We start from the raw sequence: 20,417 nt of genomic DNA on the forward strand, positions 1-20,417 counted from the left end.
GCGGGTGGGTCAGTCGGTCATCGCGTCGCGGACGAGCGCGGTGTCGACGAACTGCTCGAAGCGGACGATGAGTCCGCCGCGTACGACGAAGTGGTGGGCGACACGCACGTCGATCGGCTTGCCGGTGGCCTTGTTGACGGCCGTGTAGCGGGCGAGGACGACGACGTTCTCGCCGTCGACGACGTAGGTGTCGTCGTGAGCGGCCCAGCCGTCCCAGTCCTGGCCGAGCTTCTCCATCACGTTCGCGGTGACGCCGTCGGGGGTGCGGTAGGTGCCGGCCAGGGGGAAGCCGGCCATCTCGGTCCACTCCACGTCGGGAGCGAGGGTGGCCCGGAGCGCTTCCAGGTCACCGGCCGCGGACGCCAGGTACTGGCGGCGTACGACGTCGGCGGGGGCGGTGGAGGTCGCGAACTCGCTCATGGTCAGCCCCACTTCATCTCGCCCTTGGCGACCTTCGCACCGATCTGGGCGGCGATCAGCATGCCGTTGCCGGGGTAGCGCTTGACGAGCGCCTCGGTCAGCGCGGCCCCGTCGGCGGCCCGGTCGAGCTCCTCCTCGAAGGCGACCAGGTAGTCGCGGGTGGCGGCGATGGCGGACGCGTCCGCCGCCGTGCCGGGCAGGCGGTGCCCGGGGACGACCAACTCCGGCTCCAGGGCGGCCATCTCGTCGAGCAGGCCGATCCAGGCGGCGCGGTCGCCGGGGGTGGGGGTGTCGGCGACCCAGACGTGCTCCTGCTGGAAGAGCAGGACGCCGCCGAGGAGGGCGCGATGCCCGGCCTGCCACAGGTAGTGGCGGTCGGGCAGCGCGGCCGGGCCGCCCTTGAGTTCGAAGGTGTGGCCTTCCAGGGTGAGATCGCCGGTGAGCGGGGTGAGATCGACCAGGCGGGTGGGGAGGTTGGGGCCGAGGGCCGCCCAGGCCTTGAGCTTGCCCTCGTAGGAGTGCTGGATGTGCTCGATGACGAGCGGGGTCGCGACGAACTCCGCCTCCGGGAAGGCGTCGGCGAGGACCTCCGCGCCGAAGTAGAAGTCGGGGTCGGCGTGGCTGACGAAGACGGTGGTCAGCTTCTTGCCGGAGTCGAGGACCGCGGCGGCGAGGCGGTGGCCGTCGGCGCGGGTGAAGGCGGCGTCGACCAGCAGCGCCTCGTTCTCGCCGGTGACGAGGGTGGCGGTCTTGTTCTTGCTGCCGGCCGGGAAGTCCAGGTCGAGGACCGTGAAGTCGAGCGTGCTCATGGTGGTTCCTTCCAAGGGGGTGGTCGGGGTCAGGAGGTGGGCGTGGAGGCGAACGCCGCGAGACGCGACGTCACGTCGTCAGCGCCGGCCCGGCCGCGCGCCAGGACGTCGGCGCGGCCGCCGTCCACGGCGAGGAGCGTAGGGAAGGCGTTGACACCCAGCTCGGCGGCGCGTGCGAAGTCGGCTTCGGCCGCGGCTCGCGTCTCGGGCGCTTCGAAGGCGGCGGTGACGGCGTCCGCGTCCAGACCGGTCCGCTCGGCGACCTTCCGGTAGGTCGTGGGTTCGGACAGGCTGAGACCGTCGACGTAGAAGGCGTGCTGGAGCGCCACGGCCAGTTCCACCGCCCGCTCGGGGGCGGTCCTGCGCAGGGCGGCGAGTCCACGTGCGGCGGCGTCCGAGTCCATGACGAACGAACCGTCGGCGATCAGCCGCCCGTACGCCTCGCCGAACTCGGCGCCGGTCAGCTCGGCGATCTGGGCGTTGGCGCCCTGGACGTATCCGAACTCGCGGATCGGCACCTTGCGCGATCCGGTGAACAGGCCTCCGGAGACCACGTCCACTGCGAGCCCCGGATGCCGCGCGGTCACCTCTCGCAGCGTCGGGGAGAAGCCGTGCGACCAACCGCAGTAGGCGTCGAAAACGTAGATCAGCTTCATCGGGGACCTCGGCAGAAAGGGTGCGGCGCCCGCCCGGTGCGAACGGTTCACCGGCCCAACAATACCTGATTAGTCAGATATTCCTCCGCCGACGCGAAGATCGTCACGCACCCGCCTCCGTTTGCCTTCGCACACACTTCTCGCACGTTTCGCGCACCGCGTCGAGCATCGGCCCGCCGCCACGCGCCGGCCCCGGCGGGCGACCTCCGCCGCCACGGTGCGGCCGCCGGGACCATCGACACCGGCGCTTCACGGCGGCTTCCGAGACACGCCCGGCCGCCGCACCGAGGGGGCGCCGATCCCGCGGCAGCCCGGAGGCGCTCCGAGAGGTTCACCTTCCCGACACCGGAGGGTCGGCCGAAGCCGGCCGCCTGGACCGGACCACAGGGTCAAATTTCGATCTCCCCCGACCGAGCCGGCGACAAATCAGCGTTACCAGCGGTAAGTTCCCGCTGCCCCTCCCCACTTCACAGGAGTGCCGCTTCATGCGCCGTCTTCTCACCTGCCTCACGGCCGCAGCCGTCACCTGCGGCGGCTTCATCGCGACCGCGTCCCCCGCGGCCGCCGCCGCGGACCCGGTTTCCGGGTCCTTCAGCACCCTCACCTACAACGTCGCGGGCCTGCCGGCGATCCTCTCCAGCGCCTCCACACCCCGCGACACCAGCACCACCACCATCGGCCAGCGCATCGCGCCGTACGACATCGTGCACGTCGAGGAGGACTTCAACTACCACTCCTACCTCTACGCCGCGGACACCGCGCACGCCTACCGCACCCCCACCAGCGGCGGCGCGGGCATCGGCAGCGGACTGAACACGCTCGCGAAACTCCCTTACGACAGCGACGACTTCGAGCGGGTGCACTGGAACTCCTGCCAGCTCGACTCCGGCGACTGCCTGACGCCCAAGGGCTTCAGCTTCATGCGGGAGCGGCTGGCGGAAGGCGTCTACGTCGACCTCTACAACCTGCACACCAACGCAGGCACCAACGACGGCGACCTGGCCTCGCGCGCCGACAACCTCGCTCAGCTGACGGCCTTCATCAAGACCCACTCGGCCGGCAACGCCGTCGTGGTCATGGGTGACACCAACACCCGCTACACCCGCAGCGGCGACACCATCGCCGAGTTCGCAGCAGCCAACGGCCTCACCGACCCCTGGGTGAAGCTCGTCCGCGGCGGCACCCCGCCCGTCAAGGGCAGCGACGCCCTCGTCTGCGACCAGAGCGGGCCCACCGTGCCCAACACCTGCGAGGTCGTCGACAAGGTCCTCTACCGTGGCAGCAAGCTCGTGTCGCTCGACGCCACGTCCTACACCAACGAGCACGCCAAGTTCCTCACCGACGGCGGTCTCATGCTGTCCGACCACGACCCGATCGCGGTCGGCTTCTCCTGGTCGCGCAACGCGGACTTCCAGCTCAGCGACCAGTACGGCGGGCCGCACGGCGACTACTACACCGACATCGACGCGGTACCGGCGGGCGCCCGCCCGGTCAGCCTCTCGCTGCGCAGCGGCTCGCGCGTCGACGGCGTCGGCCTGACCCTCGACAACGGCAAGGTCCTCACGCACGGCGGAACCGGTGGCACGGCGTCCTCCCTCACCCTGGGCAGCGGGGAGTACGTCACCTCCGCCCAACTGTGCCAGGGCGCGAAGGACGGCCACACGCGGATCTTCTACGCCAAGTTCAGCACCAACCTCGGCCGGAGCCTGTCCGGCGGAACCACCACGTCGGACTGCGTGACCCGTACCGCGCCCTCGGGCTGGCAGCTCGCCGGGTTCCACGGACGCGCTGCCGCCGAGGTCGACAAGCTCGGCTTCATCTTCACGAAGCGCTGACCCGCTCCCGCGCACCGGACCCGCGTCGGCGGCCTCAGGGCCGTCGCCGCCCGGTGCCCTTCGGCCACCTCAAACCGCTCGCGGCCGTCCTTGCGACCGTGATCTACTTCCGGCACCGCGTCGATCGACAAGAAGCCGAGATCATGAACCACCACTGCTGCGAGGCGATGAGCAGCCGCGTGAACCCGCGGTGCGACCGCCACGAGGACCTCTTCGCCTGCCCGGACGCACTGATCCACTTCAGTGCCAGGTTCCAGGAGTACGGGCTGATCGTCCACGACGGCGGCACATCGAGCATCACGATCGGGTTCTGTCCCTGGTGCGGACGGCGTCTGCCCGCTTCGCAGCGGGACCGCTGGTTCGACGAACTGGAGCAACGCGGCGTCGATCCGTGGGAGGACGAGATTCCGGCCGAGTTCCAGGACGGCCGCTGGCTCGCCGCAGCGCCTCGGGACTGACGGACGCGCAGCCCCCCGGCCGCTACCGGGAGGGCCGCCCGACGGTCGCGGGGGTCGGTCACGGCTGCCCTCGCACCGCACCACCAGCCCGATCGGCGCAGGCGCGGCGCGCCTCGACCGTGGGCGCGGCAGCCGGTGGAGGATCGATGGGCGGCGGCCCCGGGACGGCCGCCCGGCACCGCCCCAGCGCTTGAAGAGGTCCGGCCATGACACTGTTCGACGACCCGCTGCTCCAGCCCCCGGCCGACCGGCCACCGCAGATCGTCGCGGACGACGCCCCCGGCACCGCGCCGGCCACGACATGAGCACCGCTGCGAGCGACGGCGCACCAGGGGGCGACGCGCCGGACGGTGGACGCTACGGCGAGGCCGTCTTCCGGCCGGAGCAGCCGGGCGAGGGCGAGCGCATCGACTTCGGTGCCCTCGCGTACGACGACACCACCGTGGCGCGACTACGGGCGCTCGGGGCCGGCCCGGGATGGCACTGCCTCGACGTGGGGGCGGGAACGGGCACGGTCTCTCGTCGTCTGCTGAGCGAGGCCGGGGTCTCCCGTGTGCTGGCCGTGGACCGGGACGTACGTTTCCTCGGCGCGCGGCCCGTGCCCGGACTCGACGTACTGGAGGCCGACATCACCGCCCCGGAGGCGATCCCCGGCCGGTTCTCGCTCGTCCACGCCCGCTTCGTGCTGATGCACCTGCCCGAGCGCGACCGCGTGATCAGGGCGCTGGCCGACATGGTCGCGCCCGGCGGCGTGCTGGTGCTCAGCGACGCGGTCGACCTGACGGGCGGCCGGACACCCGACACGCCGTACAGCGCGGCGATGCGGGCGATGTGGGAAGGGCTGCGGGACACCATCGGGACCGATGTCTCCTGGGTACCGTCGTACCCGCAGCTGCTGCGTGAGGCGGGGCTGCTGTCCGTGGGCGCCGAGGTCCATGTCCCGCCGCTGCTGCCCGGCAGTCCCATCAGCCGCTTCTGGGCGGACACGTGGGAGCGGAGCAGGACCGCGATGCTCGCCACCGGCCTGGTCGACGACCCCGCCGTGGACGCGGCGATCCGCTACCTGGGCTCCGAGGACTGCGCCGCGCTGTCGGCCGGCATGCTCACCGCCTGGGGCCGGAAACCCGCGCGGGCATGACCGCACGGGGTGCCCGAGAGGGCGGAGGAGGTCGCGAGGGGTGTGGCGGCCGCGTGCGACGTCGTCCCACTGGCCGCGGGACGCAGGCCGCAGGCCGCAGGGCCTCGTCGTCGTCGCTCGGCCGAGCGGCTCGGCCGGAGGGGGGCGAAGTTGCCGCGGAGCGGACGGTCCCGTGTCCGCCGGGTGGCCGCGCGGGCGCGGTCGCGTCCACGCGGCCCGTGGGCCACTCGCCACGGCGTCCCCGAGGGAGAGGACGCCGGACATGCACCGCTCACGGTCCCGCGGCGGCGAGATGCTTCGAGCCCTTCGCCGACGCGGGAGTGGCTCAGCCCTGCGTGCGGGCCGGAAGCCGCCATCCCGGGCGCGGGAAGTGGCAGGTGTAACCCTCGGGGTACCGCTCGAGGTAGTCCTGGTGCTCGGGCTCGGCCTCCCAGAAGGGGCCGACGGGCTCGACCTCGGTGACGGCCACGCCCGGCCAGAGTCCAGAGGCGTTCACGTCCGCGATGGTGTCCTCGGCGATCCGCTTCTGCTCGTCGTCCACGTAGTAGATCGCCGAGCGGTAGCTGAGGCCGATGTCGTTGCCCTGCCGGTTCTTGGTGCTCGGGTCGTGGATCTGGAAGAAGAACTCCAGGATCGCGCGGAAGTCGGTCTTCTCGGGATCGAAGAGGATCTCGATGGCCTCCGCGTGGGTGCCGTGGTTGCGGTACGTGGCGTTCGGCACGTCACCCCCGGTGTATCCGACGCGGGTCGCCGTCACGCCCGGGAGCCGGCGGATCAGGTCCTGCATCCCCCAGAAGCATCCGCCCGCAAGCACGGCCCTCTGCGTCTGCGCTGCCATGTCGGCACCTTTCTGTCTGTCGCCTCGGCGACTTCCACTACTCGCTCGCACACCGTCGGCGTCGCCGCCTCCGTGCCTACAAGAGCACGTGAGAGGCCCGAACAATTCCTCGCCCCCGCCGGCCTGGTTCCGCCGTCGCCGGCCGGTCGACATCGTGAGACCCGCGCCGTGTTTCCTCCCTGCCGGCCGAGGAGTTCGGGGCGCGTGCCGAGCCGGTCTGCCCGACGAGCCGGTGCCGCATCCGGTACCTGCCGTGCTCGGCGCGGGAGAGCGTCTCCTCGACGGCCTCGCCGGACCGACCAGGACGCCGACCGACGTGATCAGTTCGCCGACTGTCACGCGGCTGCGCCATCGGATCGCACGGCAGGGGTGACCTGCCCGCAGGTCACCCCTGCCGTGGGTAGACCTGCCCACAGGACGAAGTCCCCGGCGCTCCGGCGCGCCTGCCGCCCGCGGGTGCACCCGTCGAGTCAGTTCCCCGGCGTGATCGGGCTGCCTTCTCGGGTCTGCTCGGAGCCGGTGAACATGTCGATCAGGCTGTGGGGCGCGTTGTCGCCGTACAGCAGCTCGTGCAGGTGGGCGCCGTCGGTGGCGGCCGCGGCGCTGCGGGGGAACATGGCCTGCTCGTACTCGGTGAGCGCGGTCTCGATGTCGTCGGGGTGCGCGGCTATGGCCTTGCCGAGTTCGGCGCCGTCGTACAGGGCCAGGTTGGCGCCTTCGCCGTTCGGGATCGACAGGTGGGCGGCGTCGCCGAGCAGGGTCACCCCCGGTACGCGATCCCACCGGTGCGCGAGGGGCAGGGCGTGCAGGGGGCGCAGGACCGGTGCGGTCTCACCGTCGGTGATCAGCGCGGTGAGTTCGGGGGCCCAGCCGTCGAACTCCCGCGCGATCCGCGTGGTGGCCGCGGTGGAGTCGGTGAAGTCGATGCCGGAGAACCAGGCCGGCGACCCGGTGAGCATCACGTAGGTGTGCAGGGTGCCGCCGCTCTCCCGGTGAGCCAGCAATCCCCTTCCGGGCAGCAGAGCGAACAGTGCCCCGCCGCCGACCGCCTTCGCGGTGGCCGGGTGACGGTTGTCGGCGTCGAACAGGTAGGTCTCCACGCACGACATACCGACGTACGCGGGTGCCGCCTCGGAGAGCAGGGGGCGGACCCGTGACCACGCGCCGTCGGCGCCGACCAGCAGGTCGCTGACGACGGTGGCGCCGTCGTCGAAGGTCACCTCGTGCCGGCCGGCACCGAGGGCGCGGACGGCGCTCACCTTGCTCCCCCAGCGGACGGTGCCGGGCGGGAGCGAGTCGAGCAGGAGTCGGCGCAGCTCACCGCGCTGCACCTCGGGGCGGCCACCCGTGCCGTCGTCCCCCTGGTCGAAGAGGACGGCTCCGTCCCGGTCGAGGACCCGTATCGCCTGGCGGCCCTCCAGGACCAGGTCGCGGAACTCGTCGATCAGGCCGGCCGCCCGCAGAGCGGGCTGGCCGTTGTAGTCGTGGATGTCGAGCATCCCGCCCTGCGAACGCGCCGTCGGGGACGCCTCCGCCTCGTAGACCGTCGACGGGACGCCGTGGACGTGGAGAACGCGGGCGAGGGTGAGCCCTCCGAGCCCTGCGCCGATGATCGTGACGTGACTGGTCATGGTGGTTCCTCTGGGATCGCGCGTCCATCGGGTGGGCCACCCGGCGGAACATTTCTGGAATGCCGTTCCAGAAGCAGACTGGAGCGCCGTTCCAGAGATGTCAAGCTGGAACGGCATTCCAGGCTGTGCCAGGATGTGCGCATGGCAACCAGGAGTCGTCGTACCGAGCGACGTGAGGAACCGCTCTCACGGGACCGGATCGTCGAGGCCGCGATCGGGATTCTCGACACGGCGGGCGAGAGCGGACTCACGTTCCGCGCACTGGCCGGGCGTCTCGCCACCGGGCCCGGCGCGATCTACTGGCATGTCACGGGCAAGGACGAACTGCTCCACGCCGCCACGGACGCCGTCGTCACCGCCACGATGACCGTCGGCGCCGCCGGGTCGACACCGCAGGAAACGATCCGCGTCCTCGCCCTCGGCGTGTTCGACGCGATCGACGCCCACCCGTGGATCGGCACCCAACTCGCCCGCGTCCCCTCGCAGTCACCGATGCTGCGCGTCTTCGAACACCTCGGGCGCCAGGTGCAGGCGCTCGGCGTGCCGCACCACGCCCGGTTCACCGCGGCCTCCGCGCTGCTGAACTACATCCTCGGAGTGGGCGGACAGAACGCGGCCAACGCCCGCGTCGTCCAGCCGGACACGGACCGGACCGAGTTCCTGCGCCGTACGGCCGCCGCCTGGGCCGACCTCGATGCCGACGAGTACGCCTTCACCCGCGACGTCGCGGACCAACTGCGCGACCACGACGACCGGACGGAGTTCCTCGCCGGCATCGACCTCATCCTCGCCGGAATCACCGCCGGCCTGTAGCGCTGTCCGCCCCGGGCCGGCCGCTCCGGCGCGTCCACCGGGCTGCGGCCCGCCCCGCGGGGCGTCACTCGCCGGTCGTCCTGTCCACCAGCGCCGCATACGCCAGTTGCAGGGCGTCCGCACCGGCCAGGGCGGTGAAGGCGCCCATGGCGGTGCGGGTGGCGCGGGGCCAGAGCAGCTGGCCCGCGGTCAGGGTGGAGACCACCCACACGCTCGTGCAGAACGGACAGGTCACCAGCTCTGCGAGGGTGTCCTTGCCGTCGTCGGTCCGCGCCTCCTCGTGCAGTTCCGCCGGGCCCTGCGGGCCGACGTAGCGGGTGAACGGGGCCCGGAGCGGACTGGTCACCGACGCCTTGCTCAGCAGCCGGCTGATCCGGAAGGCGGCCACCGCCGTCAGCACCACGTCCGAGGGAGCGGGCCGGTCGGGCAGCGGGCGCCCGCGCAGGCGCACCGCCGACGCCCAGGCCGCCGTGTACGCCCCGAACCCGATCATGGCCGCCGCGTAACCCTCCAGGGGCCGCTCGGGCTCCGCGGAGTACGCGCGCTTGGTGCTGCGGAGAAATCCGTGCAGCCGCCGCGCGAAGCGGTTGTCAACTGCCGTGCCCATGCACCGCTCCCGTCCCGCTCGTCCACCGGTCAGTCCCGTCACCGCTCTCCTGTTCCGCCTCGTCCCGGCCGGGCAGACGCACCTCGACACGTCCGTCCACGATCCGCGTCTCGAAGGCCGGTTGGGGCGCTGTCGCGGGGCCGCGGACGTTCCAGCCGTCCGAGAGCCGGAAGACGCTGCCGTGCCAGGGACACTCGACACAGCCGTCCGAGACCGTCCCCTCGGAGAGGGGTCCCGCGAGATGGCTGCACCGGTCGGCCAGCGCGTGGATCGTCCCGCCCGGTTCCCGCACCACCACGAGCGGCACATCGTCCACGCTGCGCCGTACGGCCTCGCCGACCGGGAAGTCGGCCACGCTGCCGATACGGTGCCAGCCCTCGGTGACGACGTGCGGGACCTCTTCCGCGTGGTTGGCCCCGGCAGCCTGCCGGTAGGCCATGTGGCCGCCCAGCATGCCGCCGGCCCCGACCACCGTCAGTCCCAGGAACCCGAGCGTGCGGCCCGCTGCCGTACGCCCCTTGATCCGGCAGGCCAGCGAGGCCGCGTAGAGGCCGACGGCCGCCGTGTTGGCCAGGGCGTGCACCAGCCCCACGCGTTGCTGCTCGTGGTGCAGTTCCGCCCAGTCGACCGCCCCGGTCAGCGCCGCCGGGGCCGCTGCGGCCAGCCCCACGCCGACCAGGAGGCCCGCCTCACGCGAGCGGCCGGGAAGCGCGTCGAGCACCGCCGCGGACAGCCAGCTGCCGATCGGGACCTGCACCAACAGCGGGTGCACCGGGTGTCCCAGCCACCTGCCGTGCAGGACGTCCCGGCCGCGTCCCAGCGGCAGGGACCGTACGCCCGTGCTGAGCGTGTCGATCACTTTGTCCGCCCGCGGCTCCCGCTCGAGGCGATCGAGCAGCCACAGGGCCCGGTTCTGCTTCGTCCGGCGACGAGGAGACGTTGTACTCATGCGCAGCCGGGTCCCCACCAGGACGGCACGGCAAACGGACGGGCGGTCGCCCGCGGCGGTCTCTCCTCCGCACCCCGGTGTCGAGTCGGGAGCCGCGAAACATGACGCCGGGCCGGTCGCCGCGCTCATGGACCGCACCGAGGACGCCGTCCGCAAGGCGAGGGGCGAGGACCGCTGACAAAAGCGGAAGGAACCGGACAGAAGGCACCGGCGGGCGGACGGCGGCCGGCCACCTACCGGCCGGACCGCCGTCCGCTCACGGGTTCTCGCGGGTTCCCGCGGGTTCAGCGTCGCACCACCCGCAGCGTCCGCAGGGACGGGTCGGCCGCGTCCGGGATCAGGACGCCGTGCTCGACGCCGCTGCGCAGATAGTCGAGGACCTCGTCGGTGATCACCTCTCCCGGGGCGATCACCGGCACTCCGGGCGGGTACGGGCTGATCATCTCCGCGGCGATCCGGCCCGCCGCGCGTTCGGCGGGTACGTGGTCGGCCTCGGCGAAGAACGCCTCGCGCGGCAGCATGGCCTGTTCCAGCTCCAGGGTGGAGGGCGCCGGCAGGTGGACCGGCGTCTGCCGTTCGATGGAGTCGGCGCCCTCGACGAGGGCACGCAGGGCGTCCAGCAGGACCTTCTCGGTCTCGTCGTCGTCGGCGCACGTGATGGAGGCGCTGATGCGGCAGCTGTCGGAGCCTCCGAGGTCGACGTGCCGATGGGCGCGCAGCCACTCGGCCGCCTGCATACCGGTGATGCCGAGTCCGCGTACGTCGATCACGATCTTCAGGGGGTCGAAGGACGCGGCGAAACCCTCGTCGACGATCTCCTGGCCCATCGGCCTGAGGCCGGACAGCTCGTCGGCCGCGGTACGGATCCGTTCCGCGCGGTGCAGCGCCTCCTCCAGGAGGCCGTACCCCTGTTCGACCATCTGCCGGCGCCAGCCGTCCATCGTCGCGTACACGAGGGACGAGGCGCTGGTGGTGCCGAGCAGGTCCTCCCGCTGTTTGAGGACCTCGGGCGACACCCGGTCGTACTGGAGGTGGAAGACGGAGCTCTGCTCGACGGCGCCACCCATTTTGTGGACGCTGGTGACCACCAGGTCGGCCTCGGCGTCCATGCCCCAGGGAGGCAATCGGGGATGGAACGGCAGCACCGCGCCCCACGCCTCGTCGACGATCAGGGGGACGTCGTACTCGTGACACACCCGGGCCACGCCCCGGATGTCGGCGCAGGTGCCCCAGTCCGTGGGCGTGATCAGCAGCATGCCCTTGGCGTCCGGGTGCTCCCGCAGCCGCCGGCGCACGTCGTCGGGCTCCGGCGGGTGGGCGATGTGCCGCTCGGTGTCGAACTTGGGATGCACCCAGATCGGTTCTACGCCGTTGACGATGACGGCCGCGATGACCGTCTTGTGCGCGTTGCGGGACAGCAGCAGCTTCTCGCCGGGGCCGGCCACCGCCAGCATGGCCGTCTTCACCGACAGGGAGCTGCCGCAGGTCGAGAAGAACGCGTGCTCGGCGCCGACGGCGTCCGCCATCAGCTCCTGGGCCTGGCTCAGCACGCCCTGGGACTGGCGGCGGTCGTCCAGCCCGTTGAGGGAGAGGACGTCCGAGCGGAACACGTCCATCCCGACGATCTCCGCGACCCTCGGGTCCGCACCGCGGCCCTGCTTGTGCCCGGGCGGACCGTAGGCGATGTCGCCACGGCGCCGGAACTCCTGCAACGCCTCCAACACGGGTACCCGTGAGTGATCCATCGTCTTCTCCCCAGTAAGCCCCCGGGAACGGCGGCGCATGCCTGCTTCGAACGCGGACCGGGTGCACCGCCGACGGACGGCGAAACTCCGGGGCGGGCAGGGGACCCCGGGTGGGACGGGGTGCCGTGTCGCCTGCCGTGCCGGTCACGGACAGGCCCCTGCCGGTCACCGGCAGGGGACCGTGAGGAGTCGGGTCAGGCGGTCAGGTGGCGTTGCAGCCAGTCCGCGGCGGCCCGGCGGAACAGCCGCCGGTTGTCCGCGCGCAGGAAGTCGTGGCCTTCGTCGCGCAGGGTGAGCAGCTCCGCCGGGATGCCGCGGTCGCGGGCCGCCCGTACGAACTGCTCGGACTCCCCCGGCGGCACGTTGGTGTCGTGTTCGCCGTGGACGGCGAGCAGGGGGACGCGCAGGGCGTCGATGCGGGTCATCGGCGAGAGCGCGCGCAGCAGTTCCCGGTCGCGCTCGGGGTGGCCGTACTTGTGGGCCGCCGACTCCGCGAGCCAGGGCTCCGTGCCGGCGAAGAAGGTCGCGAAGTCCGACATGCCGCAGACGGCGACGCCGGTGCGGAACAGGTCCGGGTGGTGCACGAGGGAGGCGAAGGTCAGGTAGCCGCCGTACGAGCGCCCCATGACCGCCAGCCGGGTCGGGTCGGCGGGTCCCGCGGCCACCGCGTGCGCGGCGCAGTCGGCGACGTCGTCCAGCGCTGCGAAGCGGCCTGTACCCAGGTCGGCGTCGACGAACGACCTGCCGTGCCCCGAGGAGCCTCGGACGTCGGGGGCGAAGACGTCCAGTCCGCGCCCGGTCAGCTCGTGGTACAGCGGGCTGAAGATCGGGCGTTCCTGCTCCTCCGGACCACCGTGCAGGTGGATCACACAGGGTGCCGGGGCACCGGGGGGCCGGCCCGGGGCCCTGTAGTACCAGCCGCTCAGGGGCAGCCCGTCCCGCGCCGTCAGGCGCAGGAGGACGGGGCGCACGGGCGGGCGGCCCGGTCCGACGGCGTCCTCGTCGCGGGACGACCAGGGGGTGCGCCGCAGGGACACGCCGTCGAAGGCGGACCAGACTCCGGGCCGGCGCTGGGAACCGGACAGCGCCGACAGCAGTCCCCGCGGTCCGGCCGCCTCGACGCGGGTGACGACCTCGTGGGGCAGACGCACGTGTGTCGTCGGCAGCGGCCCGTGGGGTGCCCGGCGGGCGGGCGGGATCTCGGCGAGTTCCAGCCGGCTCGCGCCCCGTTCGTTCCAGGACAGGGCGGCGGTGTGGCCGTCGCGCGAGAACGCGAGGAGGTCGAGGTCGCTGTCCTGCCGTTCCGTCACGACGGACCGGCCGTGCGGTCGGCCGTCGGCGCCGAGGGCGACGGCCACGAGCGCCGCGTACTCGCGGTCGGCGTCGCTGCGCAGCCAGAGCGTCCGCCCGTCGGGCGAGAACCGGCCGATCCACGGGTCGCCGTCGGCGACCGGCAGGGTGCACGTCGTCGCCGAGTCGGCGGTGCGGCGGACGACCGCCTCCCGCCGTCCGCGCGGCCCCCGGCGCAGCAGGACGAGCCGGCCGTCGCGACTGATGTCGCACACCCGGAGGGTGGCGGCGTGCGTCTCCGTGGCCAGCAGTACGGGGGACGCCGGACCGTCCGGATCGATCAGGTACGCCGACAGGCCGCCGTCGGACCGGACCGACGGCACCTCGGGTGCCAGGGCGTCGACCGAGGTCACGGCCCGTCCCGACGTCTTCACGCTCTCGTACGGGATCCCGCCCAGGAGCGTCGCCCGGCCGCCCCGGTCGGCCCAGTTGACGGGCGGGGCGGTGTCGGCGCGCGCCGGCCCCGCACCGTCGGTGAGCGGGCGGGCGGGCGGAGCGGCGAGCGTGACGGCGACGGCCGAGCCGTCGTGCGCCCAGCAGCCCAGGTAGGCGGTATGGCCCGGGTCGGCGCCGGCCAGGACGCGGCGGCCGGTGCCGTCGGGTCGTACGCACATCACCCGGGTGTGCTCGCCGCCGCCCGGCGCCGTGGTGTAGGCGATCCAGCGGCCGTCCGGTGACCAGGACACCTCTTTCACCGGGTCCGGCAGGGAGTCGAGGAGGTGCACCTCGTCCCCGTCCACGGGTCCGGCCCACAGCTGGGGGACACCTCCCCGGTCGCAGATGAAGGCCGCCTCGGTGCCGTCGGCACTGGCTGAGGGATACCAGCAGCCGTGGGAGCGCAGTCGCGTCACGGCGTCCCGCGGACCGCTCGCCTCGGGCAGGAGGACGGGGGCCGGGGCGGCGGCCGGAGCGGCGCCCCGCCCCTCCGCCGGGCGCCCGTCCGCCGGCCTGCCCTCCGGGGCCGCAGGGGCGACCGGCGCACCGGCTGTCCCGGTGCGGGCGACGACGGACGGCGAGCCGAAGACCGCGCCGGTCAGGGCCCCCGGCGTGCTTTCCTCGGTCACGTGATTCCGTGCGTCTGAAGCCATATCTCCAGCAACGCTACCTGCCACAGGGCGTTCGCTCCGCGTTTGGTGCGGTGCTCGTCGGGCGCCTCGAGGAGCTCGGTCACGTAGGACTCCTGGAAGAGGCCGCGCTGCCTCGCCTCGGGCGCTTCGAGCGCCTCGCTCACCCGCTTCAGGACGGGGCCCGCCATGTGCCTGATCGCCGGGACCGGGAAGTAGCCCTTCCGGCGGTCGACGACGTCCAGGGGCAGCAGCTGACGGCCCGCCGCCTTCAGCACGCCCTTGCCGCCGTCGGCCAGTTTGAGTTCCGGCGGACAGGCCGCGGCCAGTTCGACGAGTTCGTGGTCGAGGAACGGCACCCGGGCCTCCAGCCCCCAGGCCATGGTCATGTTGTCGACCCGCTTGACCGGGTCGTCGACGAGCATGACGTGCGTGTCCAGGCGCAGCGCCGCGTCCAGGGCCGTCTCGGCGCCCGGGACCGCCATGTGGTCCCGGACGAAGCGGCCCGAGACGTCTTCGTGGGGCAGCATCCCCGGGTCCAGGACCCGGGCCAGGTCGGCGTGCGGCCGGTCGAAGTAGGTGTCGGCGTAGCGCTCGGCCGCGTCGGCGCGGGCGACCTCGGCGAGCTGCGGGTACCAGTGGTACCCGGCGAGCACCTCGTCGGCGCCCTGTCCGCTCTGGACGACCTTGACCTCCTTGGACACCTGCTCGGACAGCAGATAGAAGGCGACCACGTCGTGGCTGGTCATCGGCTCGCTCATCGCCTCGACGGCACCGTCCAGGGCTGTCGACACCTGGTCGGAGGGAACCATCAGGCGACGGTGGTCGGTGCCGAACTCCCGGGCCACCAGATCCGAGTAGCGGAACTCGTCGCCCGCCTCTCCGCCCTCGGACTCGAACCCCACGCTGAACGTCATCAGGTCCCGCTGCCCCTCCTGGGCCAGCAGCGCGACGATCAGACTGGAGTCCAGGCCGCCGGAGAGCAGGACGCCGACCTGGACGTCGGAGACCATCCGCCGGCGTACGGCGGTGCGCAGCGCCCCCTGCATCGCGTCCCGCCAGTCGTGCGCGTCCATGTCCGTGTGCTCGGCCCTGCGCGTGTACGACGGCTGCCAGTAGTGGTGGTCGCGGTGGGTGCCGTCCGGTTCGACGACCCGCACGGTGGCCGGCGGCAGCTTGCGCACACCGTTCAGGACGGTGCGCGGGGCGGCGACCGTGGCGTGCCAGCTCATGTACTGGTGGACGGCCACCGGATCCAGTGAGGTGTCCACGTCGCCGGCGGCGAGGAGTGCGGGCAGGGTGGACGCGAACCGGAGCCGGCCCGGCGTCCGGGCCAGGTACAGGGGCTTGATGCCGAGCCGGTCACGCCCCAGCACGACCCGCCCGGTCCGGTGCTCGACGAGGGCGAAGGCGAACATGCCGTGGAAGTGCTCCACACAGGCGGTACCCCACTGCTGGTAGGCCTTCAGCACGACCTCGGTGTCGGAGGTCGAGGCGAACCGGTGACCCAGGGCCCGCAGCTCCTCACGCAGCTCCTGGTAGTTGTACACACAGCCGTTGAAGACTCCGGTGATCCCCGCGCGGGAGTCCGTCATCGGCTGAGCGCCGAGGTCCGACAGGTCGATGATCTTCAGGCGCCGGTGCCCCAGCGCCACCGCCCCGCGCGTCCAGATGCCCTCACCGTCGGGGCCGCGGGCGGCGAGCCGCTCGCTCATGCGCTCGACGGCCGCGAGGTCGGGTCGGCCACCGTCGAAGCGGATCTCACCGCTCAGACCACACATGTCGTGCCGCCTCCTTTTCGTTCGTCGTGGGCCGGGCACCGGGGCGTGGGTGCCGGGTCACCGGCGTGGGTGCAGTGGGGGTCGTCGGTGTGCATCGCGAGTCACCTGGAGGTCAGCGGCCGTGCGGGCAGGGGGGACGGGCCTGTCACGTCGGGGGCGCAGAGGTCGGTGCCGCGGGTGTCCGGCGCCCTGCGGGCGAGGCGTTCGCCCCGGGTCTCGGCGATCAGCATGTCGACACAGGCCAGCAGGTCCTCGTCCTGGGCGATACGGCGCATGCGGTCGGCCGCGCTGCCGTCGGCGAGGGCCTGGTCCGCCAGCTCGCGGACGGTGCGACAGTCGCCGTGCGCCTCCAGGGCGGGGCGCAGCCGGGCGAGCAGCTTGCGCACCACCTGCGCGGCGGGCACCTCGCGGTGGGTGTCGGGGTCGACCAGGCTGCCTTCGAGTCCGCACCGTGCGGCCCGCCAGGAGGCGCCGCGCAGCCACTCGTGCCGGCCCCCGCACTCCGGGGCGCTTCCCGAGCCGAGCCGTTCGCAGGCCTGGGTCACCAGGGCCCGGAACAGTCCGGCTACCAGCACGACGGTCTCGACGCGGGGGCAGGAGTCGCAGACGCGCAGTTCGAGCGTCTGAAGATGCGCCGAGGGGCGCATGTCGTAGTAGATCATCCCCGCGTCGCTGATGATCCCGGCCTGGACGAGGTCGCGGACGGTGGCGTCGTACTCGGCCGCGCTCGCGAAGCAGCCGACCGGGCCCGCGGTGGGCCAGCGGTGCCACAGCATGGTGCGCCAGCTCGCGTAGCCGGTGTCGGTCCCCTGCCAGAACGGCGAACTGGCGGAGAGCGCCAGCAGTACGGGGAGCCAGGGCGAGACCTCGCACATGACCCGCACCGCCGTGTCACGGTCGGGGACGTCCACATGCACCTGGGCCCCGCAGATGAGCTGTTCGTCGGCGACCGTGCGGTAGTCCTCGACCATGTGGCGGTAGCGCGCTCCCGCGGTGGGGTGCGCGGACGCGGCCGGCGCGAGTGGCGCCGTGCCGGCCGCCACCACCGCGAGACCCAGCGAGGAGGCCGCCGCGTCGAGCCGGCGTCTCGTCCCGGCGAGGTCGGTGTACAGGTCGCTGAGGGAGGTGTGCACCTCGCTGTTCGATTCCACGGTGGACTGATGCAGCTCGGTCGTGAATGTGCGCCGTGGGAGGCGTCGCAGAAGCGGATCGGCCCGCGGCACGAGCAGCCCGCTCTCCACCTCCAGGACGTGGAACTCCTCTTCCACTCCGATACGAACGCTCACGGTCACTCCTCGGGGCGGTGAACTGCGGCCCGCCGCAGGCGAGTGAGGCGCCTCACCGGCGGACACGACGGCATGTGCGATCTTCGAGTCACCAGAACGCCGTTTTGTAAGCCCGCGGAGCCCATGTGACGCAGGCAACCCTCGGATGAGCGGAAAGTTCACTCACCCCCGCGGGAGCCGGGGCGTTCTGGTCGGCCGGTGTCGCGGTCGCCTTCGGCGCGGAGGCGGATCGGACCGGGTCCGCACGCGATCCCGGACGCGGGCCGGGCAACGGCTGCCACACGGGCAGGTTCCTGACAACAGCACCGGAGCGGAGGAGGCCGGCCCGCGTGCCGATGGGGCATCGGGCGGACGCTGCGGCAGACCGTACGGGCGGTTCGACCCCGGGCCCCGTGTTCATGGGCAGCCACCACCTCACCGACCGGCCGCCGCCTGGTCGGGCGGCGAGGCGGCCTCTCCCGAGAGTAGGGACGACCGGGGCCGCTCGCATCCGGATCGGGATTCGGACTCGATCACATGTTCGATCACGTGCGCACTCGCGGTGCCGCTCACACGACGCGCGCGGCGCACGCGACGCACACGGACGCGAGGGCCCGCGCGTCACCCCACGTGCGGGACCCCGTGCCGGTGACAGCGCAGGTTCCCGCACCGGTGACACTTGCGGAAGTCCGGCAATGCCGAGCAGGCCCCGTCACGCACTGTGGAGCCGGCCTCCCGTCGTGGTCTCCGCGTGGCCGCAAGAGGGCCGCCCACCTCCGGGCGCGGCGCGGCTCCCCCGAGGGGCGGGAACACCGCCGCGCCGCCGCCGTCATCGGCCGCCGGCGACACCCGCCCCCGGCTGCCGGTACGGCCGCAGCGCGCGGCGCGCTATGGCGAACCGGTGCGTCTCCGAAGGGCCGTCGTAGATCCGGAAGGGCCGCACCTCCCTGAACAGCCGGGCCAGCGGTGCGTCGGCGGCCGAGATACCGAGGGCTCCGCAGATCTGCACCGCCCGGTCGACCACCCGGTTCACCGCCTCCGCCACGAACGTCTTCGACACCGAGGTGAGCTGCGAGGCGGCGGCGGATCCGGTGTCCAGCTCCCAGGCGGTGCGCAGGATCAGGGCCCGGCTCGCCTCGATGTCGATCTCGGAGTCGGCCAGCATCTGCTGGACCATCCCGAGGTCCCCCAGCGTCGAGCCGAACGCCGTCCGGCTGCCCGCCCGTTCCAGCGCGACCTCCTGGGCGCGGCGGGCCGCGCCCAGCCAGCGCATGCAGTGGGTCATCCGGGCGGGACCGAGCCGGACCTGCGCGCCTTCGAAACCGCGGTCCACCGCGCCGAGCACCTGCTCCTCCCCCACCACGCACCCGTCGAAGACGATCTCGCTGTGCCCGGCGAAGAGCGACTCGTCCAGGGTCTCGATGGTCCGCACGAGACGCATGCCGGGGTTGGCGGAGTCGACCAGGAACATGGTGGCGCCGCCCGGGTCTCCGGGGCTGCCGGAGGTCCGGGCCATGACGATCGCGAAACCGGCTCCGTCGGCGCCGGTGATGAACCACTTGCGTCCGTCGATGCGCCAGCCGCCGGGGACCCGGGTCGCGGTGGTCCGCAGGGAGCGCGGATCGGCGCCCGCCCCCGGAGCCGGTTCGGTCATGGCGAAGCAGGACCGGATCTCACCCGCGGCGAGCGGGCGCAGGTACTTCTGCTTCTGCTCCTCGGTGGCCACCTTCTCCAGCAGGTGCATGTTGCCCTCGTCCGGGGCCGCGCAGTTCAGCGCCAGCGGTCCGAGCAGCGAATAGCCCGCCGCTTCGAACACCGCCGCCTGGCCGCGCAGGTCGAGACCGTGTCCGCCCCACCTCGCCGGGACGTGCGGGGCGAACACACCCGCCTCCCGGGCGGCCTTCTGGAGCATCTCGCGCAGCGCTTCCGGGGCGTCGTGCACCGACCCGCGGCACTCACGCTCGGCCGGGACGACCACCTCGCGCACGAACGCGGCCGTCGCAGCCGTCAGTTGGGAGACAGTCGGATCGACATCGAACTGGATGGGCACGGGACCTCCCGGCGACGGGCGCACGGGCATCGGCTCCCGTCGCGTTCTAGAAACTGTATAGCGTCTTTAGTATCTTGCCGGGAAGCACCGGGGAGCACCCGGCGACGGGAAGACGACAGGAGAAACACCCATGAGCCTCCCCGTGAGCACCGAACCGGTCCGGATCGTCCGCCACCCCGACGGGGTCGTCGAACTCCTGCTGGACGACCCCGGGCGGGGAAACGCCCTCGACCTGAGGACGGCCGAAGCCCTGCGGGACAGGGTCGGTGAGGTGGCCGCGGACCCGGGCGGCGCGGTGCTGGTGCGCACGACGGGCGGCAGTTTCTGCGTGGGCGGTGACCTGCGCGCATTCGCCGGCCTCGGCACGGAGACCGGCGCCTACGTGCACGCCGTGGCGACCGCGGCGCACGCCGCGGTGCAGACGCTTTACGCACTTCCGGTGCCGCTGGTGACCGCCGTGCGCGGCGCCGCGGCGGGCGGCGGGATCGGGTTGGCGCTGGTGGGCGACATCGCCCTGGCCGCCCGCTCCGCGCGGTTCCGACTGGCGTACACCGCGATCGGGCTCACGCCGGACTGCGGTGCGTCCTGGTTCCTGCCGAGGCTGGTCGGCCCCCGCAGGGCGGCGGAGCTGATCCTCACCGATCGGATCCTGACCGGCGAGGACGCCGAGCGGTGGGGCCTGGTCACCCGCTGCGTGGACGACGGGGAACTGGACGAGGCGGCACACCGGACCGCGGCCGGTCTGGCCGCCGGTGCCACCGGCGCGCTGCGCGCCGCGAAGGGCCTGCTGCGCGCCGGTGACGGCGACGGACTGCGCCACCACCTCGCGGAGGAGGCACGGTCCATCGCCGACCTGGCCGACGGCCCGGAGGCCCAGGACCGCATGGCGTCGTTCCTGGCCTCGCGGGGGCGCCGGAAGACCGGTGACGGCCGGACGAAGGCCAGGGAAGCGGAAAGTGTTTCTTGAGTCCCTCTTCACTAACCAGCCCGTCGGGGCGTAACCTCCGG

The 20,417-nt window shown here is 72.7% G+C and carries 18 protein-coding genes; 6 read left to right on the plus strand and 12 right to left on the minus strand.

Translation table 11 applies throughout. From position 1 onward, the window contains the following. Positions 1 to 9: 9 nt before the first annotated feature. From OHS71_RS03080 to OHS71_RS03090, 3 genes are read right to left on the minus strand one after another with little or no spacing between them, the layout of a single operon-like run. The gene (locus tag OHS71_RS03080) at positions 10 to 420 is read right to left on the minus strand and encodes a nuclear transport factor 2 family protein (protein ID WP_328476505.1); all 411 of its coding nucleotides are present in this window, start codon (positions 418 to 420) and stop codon (positions 10 to 12) included. Positions 421 to 422: 2 nt separating this feature from the next. Further along, positions 423 to 1,229 (minus strand): MBL fold metallo-hydrolase, encoded by an 807-nt coding sequence (locus tag OHS71_RS03085; protein ID WP_328476507.1) that lies wholly within the window; start codon positions 1,227 to 1,229, stop codon positions 423 to 425. A 29-nt stretch (positions 1,230 to 1,258) separates the two neighbouring features. Continuing rightward, positions 1,259 to 1,885, minus strand: coding sequence for a DsbA family protein (locus OHS71_RS03090; protein ID WP_328484375.1), 627 nt, complete (start codon positions 1,883 to 1,885; stop codon positions 1,259 to 1,261). A 485-nt stretch (positions 1,886 to 2,370) separates the two neighbouring features. Here OHS71_RS03090 and OHS71_RS03095 point away from each other — a divergent pair, with 485 nt between their 5' ends. From OHS71_RS03095 to OHS71_RS03105, 3 genes are all read left to right on the plus strand, one after another. Next, on the plus strand, positions 2,371 to 3,720 hold the full coding sequence (locus OHS71_RS03095; RefSeq protein ID WP_328476509.1) for a jacalin-like lectin: 1,350 nt from the start codon (positions 2,371 to 2,373) through the stop codon (positions 3,718 to 3,720). A gap of 143 nt (positions 3,721 to 3,863) precedes the next feature. After that, complete coding sequence (locus tag OHS71_RS03100; RefSeq protein WP_328476511.1) at positions 3,864 to 4,178, plus strand: DUF6980 family protein; 315 nt, start codon at positions 3,864 to 3,866, stop codon at positions 4,176 to 4,178. A gap of 301 nt (positions 4,179 to 4,479) precedes the next feature. Beyond that, on the plus strand, positions 4,480 to 5,316 hold the full coding sequence (locus tag OHS71_RS03105; RefSeq protein ID WP_328476513.1) for a class I SAM-dependent methyltransferase: 837 nt from the start codon (positions 4,480 to 4,482) through the stop codon (positions 5,314 to 5,316). A gap of 325 nt (positions 5,317 to 5,641) precedes the next feature. Here OHS71_RS03105 and msrA read toward each other — a convergent pair whose 3' ends face one another. Both msrA and OHS71_RS03115 read right to left on the minus strand, forming a co-directional pair. Further along, entirely contained in the window at positions 5,642 to 6,154 is a 513-nt protein-coding gene (gene msrA / locus OHS71_RS03110) for a peptide-methionine (S)-S-oxide reductase MsrA (RefSeq protein WP_328476515.1), read from the minus strand. 470 nt (positions 6,155 to 6,624) lie between these two features. Next, positions 6,625 to 7,785, minus strand: coding sequence for an FAD-dependent oxidoreductase (locus OHS71_RS03115; RefSeq protein WP_328476517.1), 1,161 nt, complete (start codon positions 7,783 to 7,785; stop codon positions 6,625 to 6,627). 141 nt (positions 7,786 to 7,926) lie between these two features. Between OHS71_RS03115 and OHS71_RS03120 the strand changes: the two genes are divergently transcribed. Then, the gene (locus OHS71_RS03120) at positions 7,927 to 8,598 is read left to right on the plus strand and encodes a TetR/AcrR family transcriptional regulator (RefSeq protein ID WP_328476519.1); all 672 of its coding nucleotides are present in this window, start codon (positions 7,927 to 7,929) and stop codon (positions 8,596 to 8,598) included. A gap of 64 nt (positions 8,599 to 8,662) precedes the next feature. On the opposite strand, the gene OHS71_RS03125 is transcribed toward OHS71_RS03120, so the two are convergent. After that, positions 8,663 to 9,205: a DUF1360 domain-containing protein gene (locus tag OHS71_RS03125; protein WP_328476521.1), complete on the minus strand. Its 543-nt coding sequence runs from the start codon at positions 9,203 to 9,205 to the stop codon at positions 8,663 to 8,665. Beyond that, the gene (locus OHS71_RS03130) at positions 9,189 to 10,154 is read right to left on the minus strand and encodes a Rieske (2Fe-2S) protein (RefSeq protein ID WP_328476523.1); all 966 of its coding nucleotides are present in this window, start codon (positions 10,152 to 10,154) and stop codon (positions 9,189 to 9,191) included. Before OHS71_RS03130 ends, OHS71_RS03125 begins: the two co-directional genes overlap by 17 nt. On the opposite strand from OHS71_RS03130, the gene OHS71_RS03135 reads away from it, so the two are divergent. Beyond that, positions 10,153 to 10,332, plus strand: a complete 180-nt coding sequence (locus tag OHS71_RS03135) for a hypothetical protein (RefSeq protein WP_328476525.1) — start codon at positions 10,153 to 10,155, stop codon at positions 10,330 to 10,332. The two genes, OHS71_RS03130 and OHS71_RS03135, sit on opposite strands and share 2 nt — an antisense overlap. Positions 10,333 to 10,438: 106 nt before the next feature. On the opposite strand, the gene OHS71_RS03140 is transcribed toward OHS71_RS03135, so the two are convergent. From OHS71_RS03140 to OHS71_RS03160, 5 genes are all read right to left on the minus strand, one after another. Further along, a complete protein-coding gene (locus OHS71_RS03140; protein WP_328476527.1) occupies positions 10,439 to 11,899 on the minus strand; it encodes an aminotransferase class I/II-fold pyridoxal phosphate-dependent enzyme in 1,461 nt (486 codons plus the stop codon). A gap of 194 nt (positions 11,900 to 12,093) precedes the next feature. After that, positions 12,094 to 14,337: a S9 family peptidase gene (locus tag OHS71_RS03145; RefSeq protein WP_443046840.1), complete on the minus strand. Its 2,244-nt coding sequence runs from the start codon at positions 14,335 to 14,337 to the stop codon at positions 12,094 to 12,096. After that, on the minus strand, positions 14,310 to 16,094 hold the full coding sequence (locus OHS71_RS03150) for an N-acetylglutaminylglutamine amidotransferase (RefSeq protein WP_328476531.1): 1,785 nt from the start codon (positions 16,092 to 16,094) through the stop codon (positions 14,310 to 14,312). The genes OHS71_RS03145 and OHS71_RS03150 overlap by 28 nt, the downstream gene beginning before the upstream one ends. Before the next feature lie 101 nt (positions 16,095 to 16,195). Further along, entirely contained in the window at positions 16,196 to 17,380 is a 1,185-nt protein-coding gene (locus tag OHS71_RS03155; protein WP_328476533.1) for a carboxylate-amine ligase, read from the minus strand. Positions 17,381 to 18,188: 808 nt separating this feature from the next. After that, positions 18,189 to 19,409, minus strand: coding sequence for an acyl-CoA dehydrogenase family protein (locus tag OHS71_RS03160; protein WP_328476535.1), 1,221 nt, complete (start codon positions 19,407 to 19,409; stop codon positions 18,189 to 18,191). Between the two features lie 130 nt (positions 19,410 to 19,539). Here OHS71_RS03160 and OHS71_RS03165 point away from each other — a divergent pair, with 130 nt between their 5' ends. Then, on the plus strand, positions 19,540 to 20,376 hold the full coding sequence (locus OHS71_RS03165) for an enoyl-CoA hydratase/isomerase family protein (protein ID WP_328476537.1): 837 nt from the start codon (positions 19,540 to 19,542) through the stop codon (positions 20,374 to 20,376). Positions 20,377 to 20,417 lie beyond the last annotated feature (41 nt).

Source organism: Streptomyces sp. NBC_00377, from assembly GCF_036075115.1.
GTDB lineage: Bacteria > Actinomycetota > Actinomycetes > Streptomycetales > Streptomycetaceae > Streptomyces.

What these genes read in the sequence shown, in the direction of transcription:
- OHS71_RS03130 (WP_328476523.1), bottom strand. Translation starts at nt 10,154, where the DNA reads ATGAGTACAACGTCTCCTCGTCGCCGGACGAAGCAGAACCGGGCCCTG.
- OHS71_RS03150 (WP_328476531.1), bottom strand. Translation starts at nt 16,094, where the DNA reads ATGTGTGGTCTGAGCGGTGAGATCCGCTTCGACGGTGGCCGACCCGAC.
- OHS71_RS03100 (WP_328476511.1), top strand. Translation starts at nt 3,864, where the DNA reads ATGAACCACCACTGCTGCGAGGCGATGAGCAGCCGCGTGAACCCGCGG.
- OHS71_RS03080 (WP_328476505.1), bottom strand. Translation starts at nt 420, where the DNA reads ATGAGCGAGTTCGCGACCTCCACCGCCCCCGCCGACGTCGTACGCCGC.
- OHS71_RS03090 (WP_328484375.1), bottom strand. Translation starts at nt 1,885, where the DNA reads ATGAAGCTGATCTACGTTTTCGACGCCTACTGCGGTTGGTCGCACGGC.
- OHS71_RS03165 (WP_328476537.1), top strand. Translation starts at nt 19,540, where the DNA reads ATGAGCCTCCCCGTGAGCACCGAACCGGTCCGGATCGTCCGCCACCCC.
- OHS71_RS03140 (WP_328476527.1), bottom strand. Translation starts at nt 11,899, where the DNA reads ATGGATCACTCACGGGTACCCGTGTTGGAGGCGTTGCAGGAGTTCCGG.
- OHS71_RS03085 (WP_328476507.1), bottom strand. Translation starts at nt 1,229, where the DNA reads ATGAGCACGCTCGACTTCACGGTCCTCGACCTGGACTTCCCGGCCGGC.
- OHS71_RS03125 (WP_328476521.1), bottom strand. Translation starts at nt 9,205, where the DNA reads ATGGGCACGGCAGTTGACAACCGCTTCGCGCGGCGGCTGCACGGATTT.
- OHS71_RS03135 (WP_328476525.1), top strand. Translation starts at nt 10,153, where the DNA reads ATGCGCAGCCGGGTCCCCACCAGGACGGCACGGCAAACGGACGGGCGG.
- msrA (WP_328476515.1), bottom strand. Translation starts at nt 6,154, where the DNA reads ATGGCAGCGCAGACGCAGAGGGCCGTGCTTGCGGGCGGATGCTTCTGG.
- OHS71_RS03120 (WP_328476519.1), top strand. Translation starts at nt 7,927, where the DNA reads ATGGCAACCAGGAGTCGTCGTACCGAGCGACGTGAGGAACCGCTCTCA.
- OHS71_RS03095 (WP_328476509.1), top strand. Translation starts at nt 2,371, where the DNA reads ATGCGCCGTCTTCTCACCTGCCTCACGGCCGCAGCCGTCACCTGCGGC.
- OHS71_RS03115 (WP_328476517.1), bottom strand. Translation starts at nt 7,785, where the DNA reads ATGACCAGTCACGTCACGATCATCGGCGCAGGGCTCGGAGGGCTCACC.
- OHS71_RS03105 (WP_328476513.1), top strand. Translation starts at nt 4,480, where the DNA reads ATGAGCACCGCTGCGAGCGACGGCGCACCAGGGGGCGACGCGCCGGAC.
- OHS71_RS03145 (WP_443046840.1), bottom strand. Translation starts at nt 14,337, where the DNA reads ATGGCTTCAGACGCACGGAATCACGTGACCGAGGAAAGCACGCCGGGG.